The organism is Lactococcus lactis, from assembly GCF_029023865.1.
Lineage (GTDB): Bacteria > Bacillota > Bacilli > Lactobacillales > Streptococcaceae > Lactococcus > Lactococcus lactis.
Window position 1 is genome coordinate 162,463 of record NZ_CP118969.1, and the last position, 11,886, is coordinate 174,348.

At 37.0% G+C, this 11,886-nt stretch carries 12 protein-coding genes; 10 read left to right on the top strand and 2 right to left on the bottom strand.

Going from position 1 to position 11,886, the window contains the following annotated elements; genetic code table 11:
• Nucleotides 1-19 precede the first annotated feature (19 nt).
• The gene (gatB, locus tag PYW37_RS00920) at nt 20-1,453 is read left to right on the top strand and encodes an Asp-tRNA(Asn)/Glu-tRNA(Gln) amidotransferase subunit GatB (RefSeq protein WP_003129725.1); all 1,434 of its coding nucleotides are present in this window, start codon (nt 20-22) and stop codon (nt 1,451-1,453) included.
• 220 nt (nt 1,454-1,673) lie between these two features.
• A complete protein-coding gene (locus PYW37_RS00925; RefSeq protein WP_025016604.1) occupies nt 1,674-3,173 on the top strand; it encodes an amidase family protein in 1,500 nt (499 codons plus the stop codon).
• Between the two features lie 81 nt (nt 3,174-3,254).
• Here the strand turns inward: PYW37_RS00925 and PYW37_RS00930 are convergent, their stop codons facing one another.
• Nucleotides 3,255-4,595: an MATE family efflux transporter gene (locus tag PYW37_RS00930; protein ID WP_021721771.1), complete on the bottom strand. Its 1,341-nt coding sequence runs from the start codon at nt 4,593-4,595 to the stop codon at nt 3,255-3,257.
• Between the two features lie 181 nt (nt 4,596-4,776).
• Nucleotides 4,777-4,974 carry a cold-shock protein gene (locus PYW37_RS00935; RefSeq protein ID WP_003129735.1) on the bottom strand — a complete coding sequence of 66 codons (198 nt, stop codon included), beginning with the start codon at nt 4,972-4,974 and terminating at the stop codon, nt 4,777-4,779.
• Nucleotides 4,975-5,091: 117 nt separating this feature from the next.
• Between PYW37_RS00935 and PYW37_RS00940 the strand changes: the two genes are divergently transcribed.
• The 8 genes from PYW37_RS00940 (at nt 5,092) to PYW37_RS00975 (ending at nt 11,812) form a co-directional block, all read left to right on the top strand.
• Nucleotides 5,092-5,625 carry a 5-formyltetrahydrofolate cyclo-ligase gene (locus tag PYW37_RS00940; RefSeq protein WP_010905169.1) on the top strand — a complete coding sequence of 178 codons (534 nt, stop codon included), beginning with the start codon at nt 5,092-5,094 and terminating at the stop codon, nt 5,623-5,625.
• The gene (locus tag PYW37_RS00945) at nt 5,615-6,307 is read left to right on the top strand and encodes a rhomboid family protein (protein WP_003129738.1); all 693 of its coding nucleotides are present in this window, start codon (nt 5,615-5,617) and stop codon (nt 6,305-6,307) included. Before PYW37_RS00940 ends, PYW37_RS00945 begins: the two co-directional genes overlap by 11 nt.
• A 99-nt stretch (nt 6,308-6,406) precedes the next feature.
• Nucleotides 6,407-6,838, top strand: coding sequence for a DUF3284 domain-containing protein (locus PYW37_RS00950; protein WP_012897013.1), 432 nt, complete (start codon nt 6,407-6,409; stop codon nt 6,836-6,838).
• A gap of 390 nt (nt 6,839-7,228) precedes the next feature.
• Nucleotides 7,229-8,281, top strand: coding sequence for a GNAT family N-acetyltransferase (locus PYW37_RS00955; RefSeq protein WP_044009732.1), 1,053 nt, complete (start codon nt 7,229-7,231; stop codon nt 8,279-8,281).
• A 332-nt stretch (nt 8,282-8,613) separates the two neighbouring features.
• Nucleotides 8,614-9,708 (top strand): DUF871 domain-containing protein, encoded by a 1,095-nt coding sequence (locus tag PYW37_RS00960; RefSeq protein ID WP_023190067.1) that lies wholly within the window; start codon nt 8,614-8,616, stop codon nt 9,706-9,708.
• Between the two features lie 97 nt (nt 9,709-9,805).
• Complete coding sequence (locus PYW37_RS00965; RefSeq protein WP_012897016.1) at nt 9,806-11,290, top strand: PTS sugar transporter subunit IIC; 1,485 nt, start codon at nt 9,806-9,808, stop codon at nt 11,288-11,290.
• A gap of 124 nt (nt 11,291-11,414) precedes the next feature.
• Nucleotides 11,415-11,621: a hypothetical protein gene (locus tag PYW37_RS00970; RefSeq protein ID WP_025016603.1), complete on the top strand. Its 207-nt coding sequence runs from the start codon at nt 11,415-11,417 to the stop codon at nt 11,619-11,621.
• A complete protein-coding gene (locus PYW37_RS00975; protein ID WP_023190065.1) occupies nt 11,618-11,812 on the top strand; it encodes a hypothetical protein in 195 nt (64 codons plus the stop codon). The genes PYW37_RS00970 and PYW37_RS00975 overlap by 4 nt, the downstream gene beginning before the upstream one ends.
• Nucleotides 11,813-11,886: the final 74 nt, after the last annotated feature.

Sequence of the window (11,886 nt, forward strand, 5' to 3'; positions counted from 1 at the left end):
GAAAGTATCGGAGAAAATAATGAACTTTGAAACAGTAATTGGGCTTGAAGTCCACGTTGAGTTAAGTACAAACTCAAAAATTTTCAGTCCCGCCTCAACAAAATTTGGTGGAGACCCTAATACAAATACAAATGTGATTGACTGGTCACTTCCTGGTGTTTTACCAGTAATGAATAAAGGGGTAATTGATAGCGGAATTAAAGCGGCTCTTGCTTTGAATATGGATATTCACAAATCAATGCATTTTGACCGCAAAAATTATTTCTATCCTGATAATCCCAAAGCTTACCAAATTTCACAATTTGATGAGCCAATTGGTTACAATGGTTCCATTGAAATTGAACTTGAAGATGGCCATAAAGCGACGATTCGCATTGAGCGCGCTCATTTAGAAGAAGATGCTGGGAAAAATACGCACGGAACGGATGGTTATTCTTATGTCGATTTGAATCGTCAAGGAGTACCATTGATTGAGATTGTCTCAGAAGCTGACATGCGCACTCCTGAGGAAGCTTATGCTTATCTGACAGCACTTAAAGAAGCCATTCTTTACACAGGAATTTCTGATGTGAAGATGGAAGAAGGTTCCATGCGTTGTGATGCCAATGTTTCGCTCCGTCCTTATGGTCAAGAAGCTTTTGGTGTGAAGACAGAAGTTAAAAACATGAACTCATTTAGCAATGTCAAAAAAGCTTTGGACTTTGAAGTCGACAGGCAAGCTAAGATTTTGCGCGCTGGTGGCGAAATTCGTCAAGAAACGCGTCGTTTTAATGACAAAACGGGTGAAACAATTTTGATGCGTGTTAAAGAAGGCGCTTCTGATTACCGTTACTTCCCAGAGCCAGATGTCCCTCGTTTTGAAATTTCTGACGAGTGGATTGAGCAAATGCGTGAGAGCCTTCCAATGACGGCTAAAGCAAGACGTGCGCATTATATTAATGATTTAGCTTTGTCTGATTATGATGCTCGTCAATTGACCGCAACTAAAGAAGTTTCTGATTTCTTTGATCAGGCGATTAAATTTGATACTGACCCTAAATTGGTGTCAAACTGGTTGCAAGGTGAAGTGGCTCAATATTTGAATAGTGAGAAAAAAGAACTTCATGAGATTGGCTTGACTCCAGAAAATTTGACAGAAATGATTCGTTTGATTTCAGATGGAACAATTTCTTCAAAAATTGCTAAAAAAGTCTTTATTGAATTAGCAAAAAATGGTGGTTCTGCCGAAGAATTTGTCAAGAAAGCTGGTTTGGTTCAAATTTCTGACCCTGCAGTGCTTTTGCCAATCATTCATGATGTATTTGCTAAGAATGAACAATCTGTAGCAGATTATCGTGGTGGGAAGCAAAATGCGGCGAAAGCTTTGGTTGGTCAATTAATGAAAGCAACTAAAGGACAAGCTAACCCAACGGTTGCGCAAAAACTTTTGTATCAAGAATTGGATAATTTCTAAGGATCAGCTGTATGAAACAGCTATCCTACATTTCATTCGGTCATAAGTTAGTGGAAGATAGTAATATGAAAACTTTATTTTGTTTTGCCAGTTATAATAATAAAAAATATCCGTCCTAATTTGGAACGGATATTTTTTATTATGATTGATAAGTATGGTAAAATGTTGGCAGAATGAGTTTGTCAGCAGATATATAAAACTCAGCTTTTAAAGGAGAACCATGCTTGAAATTAAAGATGCAACTTATTGGGCGGAGCAATTAAAATCAGGAAATCTTTCTGCCAAAGCGTTATTAGAAATGACAAATGACAAGATTCAAAAGCTCAATCCGCGTTACAATGCGATTGTTGCTTATGATTTAGAAAAGGCAAAAGCTGATTTAGCTTTAACGAGTCAAGGTTTTTTTGCTGGTCTTCCTTTTGCTTTGAAAATGTTGGGACAAACTCATAAAGGATTGCCTGATACGGCTAGCTCTCACCTTTTTTCAGAGAATGTGGCATCAGAGGATGACAACTATGTTAAAGGACTCTTAGATGCTGGTTTCACGCCATTTGGACAAACGAATTCTCCAGAGTTTGGCTTTAAAAACATTTCTGATTCAAAACTCTACGGAGATACACGAAATGTCTGGAATGAAGCTTATTATTCGGGAGGGTCTTCTGGCGGAGCGGCGTCTGCCGTGGCTTCTGGGATGTTTGCAATTGCTGGAGCTTCAGATGGCGGTGGGTCGATTCGGATTCCAGCCTCATTTTCGGGCTTGATTGGACTTAAAATGACGAGAGGGCGGATGCCACAAGGGCCTGATTCTTACCGAGGATGGCAAGGAGCATCGATTTCTGGAGCTCTTACTGTATCTGTGCGAGATACGGCTCGTTTTGTGCTTGAAATGCAAACCCTACAAGAAGCAGCACCTTATCAGGCAAAATTGTTGGACGAAAAAGAACTTATAGCGCTCACTAAAAGTACTGACCAAGCTGTCAGCAATAATTTATCAAGAAAAATGAAAATTGCTTATTCACTCCAAAGCCCGATTTCTGGAATTGAATTATCAAAAGACGCCATAAATGCATGCCTAAAGGCAGTAGAGTTTTTAGAGCGTCAAGGTCATGAATTGACAGAAGTTGATTTTCCCATAGAAGCTCGTCCTTTGATTCAGTCTTATTATCGTATGAATGCGGCTGAAACAGTGGCCATGTTAGAACCTTGGGAACGGGCTGCCGGACGAAAATTGACGAGTCAAGATGTTGAACTTTTGACTTATGCGCTTTTAGAAGCCGGAAGAAAAGCTCCAGTGTCTTCTTATATCAATGCTTTAGCTCAGTGGGATATTGCGGCTAGAGATTTTACTGACAAAATTTATAAAGATTATGATTTATTTTTGACGGCAACAACTGCTAAAACTGCTCCTAAAATTGGTCAGGAATTAATGACAGCGGAAGTATTAAAAGAAATGTCAGAAATTAGCCAATATGAATTTGAACAACAAATAAAGATTATTGAAGCCGCATTTGAGCGCTCATTAGCTTTTACACCTTATAACTTCATCAGTAATTTAACGGGTCAGCCTGCGCTTTCTCTGCCCGTTTATGTTAATGAAGAAACGAATCTGCCACTTGGAATTCAACTTTGGGGACCAAAAAATTCTGAAATTGAATTATTGAAAGTTGCTAAAGAATTTGAGGAAGCGGGTCAATTTATTTTACCCAAAGCTTATCAATAAGTTTAACGATATTTTACTGACAGAAAGTGTAAACCAAATCTGTCAGTAAATTTAAAAGAAAAACCGCCCTAAGTGGCGGTTTTATGCTAAATCCTGATTTTGTCTAAAACGTTTAATCATGCGGATGGTTGTTGGAATTAAGATAGAGGTTGAACCCAGCCAAGCGGCAGGATTACTTGAGATAATTACCGTATAATTGAGTAAAAGAACACCAATGATAGCGACTCCTGCCCGCATGAAAAGCTCTGCAAAGCCACACAATGTTGGAATCTTGGCATTACCTAAGCCTTGAATTGTTGAGCGGGTAACGAATAAAATGGCTAACAACCAATAGAAACTTCCGTTCACAAGATAATAGTGACTCGACATCTCAATAACGGCTGTTTGGCTACTTGAAATGAAAGCAGTGGTGAAATAGAAGTGAGCAAGGTTTAAGATAATGGCAAAGATAATTGACCAACCGACAGCAATTGTAAGAGCCCGTGTTAAGCCTTGATTAATTCGTTTGTACTGTTTAGCCCCATAATTTTGTGCTCCAAAGGTTGCCATGGCAAGCCCGATTGAAATCATCGGGAGCATCGCAAATTGGTCAATTTTAGAAACGATGGCTTGGGTAGCGACAGCATTTGTTCCCATTTTATTCAAAGCGACTTGGAGCGTGATAGAGCCGATGGCAATAATACTTGATTGAAAGCCCATTGGAATACCAAGTCTAGCATGGTGGACAATTTCGGCACGATCTAGCCGCCATAAATTTTTTGAAATTTGAAATTCGGGAACTTTTCGTTTGATGTGCCAAAAAAGAAATAATACCGAAATCATTTGGGCTAAAATTGTTGCTCCACTTGCTCCAGCAATTCCTAATTTTAAGACTAAAATAGCAAAATATTCAAAGGCAATATTTAAAATTGAGGCAGCAATCAAAGCATATAATGGCGTTTTAGAATCGCCCAAAGCCCTTAGAGCATTAGACAGATAAGCGTAGAGATTAGTGGCAATCATTCCGCCTAACATAATGCTTAGAAAGGTCTTGGCACCTTCAAAAATTTGGTTTGGGGTCTGCATAACTTGAAGCAAAGGTCCCACAAAAATAAGGGACAATATGCTGAGCAAAATAGAAATCGCAATTGTAAAGTAGAGGCCCGTGACATAGGATTTTTTTATGGCTAACTCATCTTTTGCCCCGAAACGTTGGGCCGTTAAAATTGTCAAACCAGCAGTCATTCCTTGAGCAAAGCCGACAATTAAAAAGTTGATAGAGCCTGTCGCTCCAACGGAAGCCAAAGCATCTTTTCCCAAGGTTTGACCGACAATCAGAGTATCTGCCGTGTTATAGAGGACCTGAAAAAAGTTACCCATAAGTAAGGGCAAAGTAAATGCAATAAGTCCTGTTAAAATATTTCCTTTAGTTAAATCTTTCATTTTTTCCCTAAATACACTAAGTTGATTTCTTTATTTTAGCCCATTTTAATCGTTTTTACAATAGTATTTTTGATAAAATATGAATTATTTGTAAAGGCTTACGAAAAAATAGTCTGTCAGTAAAATTGACAATAAAAAAATCACTGACAAAACTGTCAGTGATTTTTATTTAAAGCTGTAATTATTTTTGGATGTTAACAGCTTGAGGTCCACGAGGGCCATCTTCAACGTCAAAAGTAACTTTTTGACCTTCGTCAAGTGTTTTGAATCCATCAGTTTGGATAGCTGAGAAGTGAGCGAAAACGTCGTTTCCTTCTTCAGTAGTGATAAAGCCGAAGCCTTTAGTTGCGTTAAACCATTTAACAGTTCCTTGTGCCATTTTTGGTACTTCCTTATTTATAAATTTGTAAATCTAATTTCTTGAATAGGAATGAACCCAAAAGCACAGAACTAATCGTAAAACAAAAACTTACACTTTCATGTTATCATAGTTAATATGGAAAGTAAAGCAGAAAACCGTAAAAAAATATTACAAATGTTAAAAAATTTTTCAGACTACGAGAAAAGGCGTCAGAATAAGGATGTTTTAAAGCAGTTAACCGCTTCCTCAAAATGGAAATCTGCAAAAAAAATAGCGCTTTATATGTCAATGCCAATTGAATTTAATTTGACAGAACTTTTCGACCAATCTGACGACAAAGAAATTTTGATTCCTAAATGCTTACCTGAGCGTCAAATGATTTTTGCCAAGTATGATAAAGAAAATCTTGTTCGCTCAAAATTTGGCTTGCTTGAGCCAAAATCTGAAATTGCAGTTGAGCCTGATTTTATCCTTGTTCCAGGCTTAATTTGGAATGATGAGGGTTATCGAATCGGTTTTGGTGGTGGTTATTATGACCGGTATTTGGCTAATTTTGAGGGATCAACGGCCTCTGTACTTTATGATTTTCAAAAAATGGATTTTGAGGCAGAAAGCCATGACATCGCAGTACAAGAACTTTTTATAGGGAGAAAAAATAATGAATTTTAATGAAATTAAACGAGATTTTACACGTTACAAGGCAACTTATATCTTATCAATTATCACACTCTTAGTTTGGTTATGGCAATTTTTTACTTACGGAATATCGGCAACTTCAGCAATCAACTTGTTCAATAGTGGAGCCATACTTGGTCAAGTTATGCTGTTTGACCCAAGCCAAATGTGGCGTTTGTTTACGGCACTCTTTATCCATATTGGTTGGGCACATGTTTTATTAAATGTGGCGACGCTCTTTTTCATCGGTCGGCAAATTGAAAATGTTTTTGGTTGGCTACGTTTTACTCTGATTTATCTTTTGTCAGGAATTTTTGGTAATGCCATGGTTTTTCTTTTGACACCTAGAGTGGTTTCGGCAGGAGCATCTACTTCTATATTTGGCCTCTTTGCGGCAGTTGTTGGTCTAGCATTTTTTACAAAACATCCATTTTTACAACAAATCGGTCGAATGTTTACTGTGTTGATTGTTGCTAACTTGGTTATGAATCTCTTTTCTTTAGGAAATGTAAGCATTTGGGCACATATTGGCGGGGCAATTGGTGGACTGCTTTTGTCAGCAATTTTTGCTCCTAAGGCTTTCATTCCATCTATTCCCAAACAATACCGTATTTTTGCAACAGGCGCCTTTGTTATTCTCTTGGTTCTCTTTATCGGTTTACCATTTTTCAAGTAAAAATATGTTTTGCTTTTGAAAACATGAAAGTGCTTGCAAAGAATCTTTAATCTTGTTAGAATAAACTTAGTTAAAAAACTTGCTGAGGGAGAAAAAAAGATGAGAATTGATAAAATAGTTGATGCCCCGAGAGAATTTATCTTTGAAAAAATAATTGATTCATGTCTATTTGACATTGAAAAAAATACAGGGAAACGTCCGAAAGTTAGAAGCTTAAATGGTTATGAATATAGTAAGAGCTTTGGGAAAAACCAAAGAGGAAGTATTAAAATTACAGAGCTGACAGAACCAAGCATTTACGCTTTTACGACTAAAACAAATCGCAATACTTTTAGTACTCGCTGGGAATTGCATAAAATTGATGACCGAAGCACTCAGGTGGTCATTGAAGAGAACCAAACATCAAATGGTTTTATTCAAATGATTAACGACAAAGCCGTTGGTTTTTTCTTGGGACGTTTTAAAAAGCGCCAAATGGTTGCTGTTTTGGATAATGTCAATCGAGCTTACAATGGCGGTAGAGCAAGATAAGTAAAGTGTCAGACAATGAAAATTTTAAGACTTTCAGATTTACAAAGAAATAAGTTGTTTTCATGCGCTTTATTTTCAGTGATAAGCTAGGCGGAAAGATTATAATACTAAACTGAATTTTCAGTTTTACTGTTTGACTTTACTGACAGAATCAGCCTTGAATGATGATTTTGAATTGGAAAGAATTAAAAAGTACTGATTGCTCTTAAGAACAAGATACTGAAAGCTGTCAGTAATTTTGGGCTAAATAGTTGGTCTCGAAGAAATTAAAATTTTGATTTGAAACAGCCGATTTTGGCTGTTTTTCTATTGGACGATTAGAAAGATCAAAAAAGTAAACGTTAACAAAAATGTTTTCTTATTCCTACAAATTTGTGTTAAAATGAATTTATGAATGCGAATACAAAAAATAATAAAGAATTTTTAGATTTGGCAACTTATGCCTTTCATAAGCCTAAAACAAAGGAACGGGCAAAAGCTTTTGACAAATTACTTGAATTTTCAACTCCTTATGGCCACTACGAAAATCAAAAACTGACGTCAATGGTGATTGACTCACACTTTAATGTTTATTGGAAAAATCAAGAAGTCAAAACTTCTGGAATTGGTTATGTTGCCAGTTATCCTGAGTTTCGAGGCAATGGAGCCATTCGACAATTAATGACCAAAAGTTTGCGAGATAATTATGAAAAAGGAGTGATTTTTTCATATTTAGCACCATTTTCATATGCTTTTTATGAAAAATTTGGTTATCATTATGCTTTTAATCAAAAACATTATCGACTAGCAGCTCAAGATTTTCCTAAAGGTAAGAGAAGTGCGGGCGAAATTAGTCGAGAAAAGTTTGAGTTTGATGATGAAAATGCTAGTGAATTTTCTGTCAGTAAAAATACAGCCCTTTTTAAAGTACTGACAGAAGTTCATCAAAAGGCTGATAATCAAGGCTCACTTATTTGCTCTCCAGAACTTTGGTCTTACTTTTTCAGTTTTAAATCACAACCTCACTGTGCGATTTATCGCGAAAATGGTAAGGCTTTGGGCTATCTTCTCTATGAATTTTCAGAAATGACATTTGTTATCAAAGAACTGATAACTTTGACTGACGAGGCAAAACAAGCATTTTATCGTTTTATTTCAAGCCATGCTGGTTCATTTTCGGAAACTAGTTGGCAAGCACCTTCAGATACTCTCCTTGAAGAAGAACTGACAGAGCCACAGCGAGCAGAAATTAAACTTGTTCCTTATATGCAGGCACGAATTGTTAACTTACAGGAATTTTTAAAAGTACACGGTCAGCCCGAATTTTCAGTTGAAATTACTGACGAAATTATTCCTGAAAACAATATTAGTCTCGGAGAAGGAAAAAGAGAAAAAATGACCATTGGCCAATTTACGGCAAAAATTTTAAAAGAGAATCAGGCGATTCTTCGTGAATATTTTTAAAAAAGTTACTGACAGCTTTGTCAGTAACTTTTTTGATAAAAATTAAAGAAATTAAAAAATTAGAATATTGTGGGAGGAGGAGTTTGTTTGTTACACTGATATTACTGACAAGAATTGGTATAGGTCAATTCGCCTTATTTTAAAGATTTTAACGAAAGAAAGCGTTAAACCTATCTAAAAATGAGAATTTATCGTTAATGTTTCAATTTAAGAAACATGTTTTTTTTAAGATGATATCGCTTGCAAAAATGAAATGAAAGCCTTATCATAGACTTAAGGTTTATTTCAGAAATAAAAAAAGGAAATAAACAAATAAGAAAAAGGAGAAAAAAATGGGAAAATTAGGGGTATCTATCTATCCAGAACGCTCAAATTTTGAGGCAGATAAAGCTTATCTTGATTTAGCGCATCAATATGGATTTAAGCGTGTCTTCACTTCTTTACTCGAAATTGATGGAGATAAAGAAGGGGTTCTTGCAGCTTTCAAAAAAGTTGTTGATTACGCCAATCAGTTAGGAATGGAAGTCATGGTGGATATCAATCCAGGTCTCTTTACACAACTTAACATTAGTTATGATGACCTCAGCTTTTTCCATGAAATGGGTGCAGATGGAGTTCGACTTGACATAGGATTCACAGGAGCCGAAGAAGCCAGAATGACCCGAAATCCTTACGGAATCAAAATTGAAATCAATATGAGTCAGGGAACAACCTATGTTGATTCAATAATGGATTACTCACCTGATACTGAAAAACTGTTGGGAAGTCACAATTTCTACCCACATCGTTACACAGGATTGGAATTTAACCATTATCTTAAATGTACAGAAAAATTCAAGGGCTATAATTTAAACACCATGGCCTTTGTCAATTCGCAAGCAGCAACATTTGGTCCTTGGCCAACTCAAGATGGCCTTTGTACTCTTGAAGACCACAGAAGCCTTGAAATTGCGACACAAGTTAAACATTACAAACTCCTCGGTGGAATTGATGATGTGACTATTGCCAATGCTTATGCGAGCGAAGAAGAACTTAAAGCGATGAGCCAAGCATTTAATGCAAGCATGCCTGAGATTAAAGTCGTTCCACGTGAAACAATCAGTGAAAATGAACGCAAATGTCTTTTTGAAGCGACACATAGCTATCGTGGTGATAAATCAGCTTACATGCTCCGTTCAACAATGACAAGAATCACTTATAAAGACCTTGAATTCCCCGCTCACGATACTGATAAAATTCAACGTGGCGATGTCATTATTGACAACGAAGGCTATGGTCAATATAAAGGTGAGACTCAAATCTCCTTACGTGAAATAGAAAATGATGGTCGAGTCAATGTCGTTGGACGTATCGCAGATGATGAATTATTCCTACTCGATTTCCTAAAACCATGGAGCTCATTTAAACTTATCGAGAGCAAAAAATAATCGATAATCTATGCCTGTCAGTACTGACAGAACCTTAATTATGTTCAAAAAGTTTTTTTGAAAGTTATTTATTATTATATTATAAAGGAGGAATTCCATGAACGGAATTACTGCGTGGATGGAGAAATATCTCGTCCCTGTTGCGGCAAAGATTGGGTCTCAAAAACACCTAGTTGCGCTGCGTGACTCATTTATCGGTATGTTGCCAGCAACACTTGCTGGTGCCTTAGCTGCCATGATTTCAGCTATCGTGACAACATTCCCGTCAGCTATCCAACAAATGATGTTGGGAGCAACAGCATTCTCAAAATTAGCACCAGAGAAAGTCTGGACACTTGCTAATACACCAATCATTGGTGATTTGAACAATATTTCAGCCCTTGTTAACCAAGGTACACTGACAGTTATTGGTCTTATCTTTGCCTTTTCTTGGGGTTACAATTTGGCCCGTGCTTACGGAGTCAATGACCTCGCTGGTGGTATCGTATCAGTTGCAACCTTATTTGCAGGTTTGCCAAACCAAATGGGTAAATTTACAGCAGCCCTTGGTACAGGTAAAGCTGGTGTAGCAGCAACTGACAAGCTTAATGGCGTTCTTGGTGATCAAGGACTTGCCGCTTGGAAACCACTCTTTGCCTCAGCTCACCTCGATGCTGGAGCTTACTTCACAGTTATTATTATGGGTGCCCTTGCAGTTATTATTTATGCAAAACTCATGCTTGCTGACATCACAATTAAGATGCCAGAATCAGTTCCACCTGCAGTAGCAAAAGCTTTCTTAGCAATCATTCCTACAATTGCAGCACTTTATATCGTTGGTCTAATCTACTACATCATTGGTAAATTGACAAATGACTCTGTCATTAACCTGATTACCCACTATATCGCAGAGCCATTCCAAATTCTGTCACAAAATATCTTCTCAGTACTGATTGTTACACTCTTTGTTTCAGTCTTCTGGTTCTTCGGACTTCACGGACCAAACGTTTTGGCACCAGTACTCGATGGTATCTGGGGACCTCTTGGACTTAATAACCAAGCCCTTTACTTCCAAGTTCACTCACAAGGTATCCGTGACTTGATTGCTAAAGGTGCGGTTGATAAAGCACATGCCATTAATGGTGACTACGTTAACCTTTGGGTACGTGGTTCATGGGACGCCTTTGCATGGTTTGGTGGATCAGGTGGTACAATTACACTTGTTATTGCAATCATTCTCTTCTCTAAACGTAAAGACTACAAGATTGTTGGACGTCTCGGACTTGCACCTGGTATCTTCAACATCAACGAACCAGTCCTCTTCGGTCTGCCAGTTGTCTTGAATGCAATCTTCTTTATTCCATTTGCAGTCGCTCCATTGATTTCTGTAATCATTGCCTACACTGCAACAGCCCTTCACTTGGTTGACCCAGTTGTCAATGCTGTGCCATGGGTAACACCACCAATTATGAATGCCTTCATGGCAACCGGTTTTGACTGGCGGGCAATTGTCCTTACAATTATTAACTTGATCATTACCTTTGTTATCTGGGTACCATTCGTTATCGCAGCTAACAAGTTGGAAGAAACTGAACTCGACTAAATTTGAAATTAATGGTAGAGCAAGTAAGAAAACTTGCTCTACACATTTTTTGTTAAATCTGGTAAGATTTATAATATAAACCTTATCAGATGTGATAAAAAACACTCATAGAGGAGGAAATACTATGATACTCGTAAATTCTGCAATGATGCAAAAAGAAATTATTCAACTTTTAGAAGAAAATGACTTTAAACATACAAAAAAACAAGGATTAAAACTTTTCTTTGAAACACCAACAGATGACGCAACGACTGACGCAGCAATGGCTAAACAGCTAATTAAAGGAAGCTCATTTGGAGCAGCTGTCTTCTTTAATGTGAGTGTTGTATGAGTACCTGGGGCATCGCTTTTATCAGTTTAGGTCTATTGCTTGTGGCTTATCATAACTGGCTTGGTTTAGCAATCGTTTTAATTGGCTTGGCAATGATTCTTATTGCACGCAGCCAAAAAAAGAAAGCCAATAAAATAGAAGTAGAAAATCAACAAGCACATAAAGATATAAAAATAAAATCAAGAAAATAAAGTTGTCTTTTAAGACAACTTTTTTAGGACAATCACGTAAAAATAAAAAAACAAATTCCAAAAGATAAAACAAA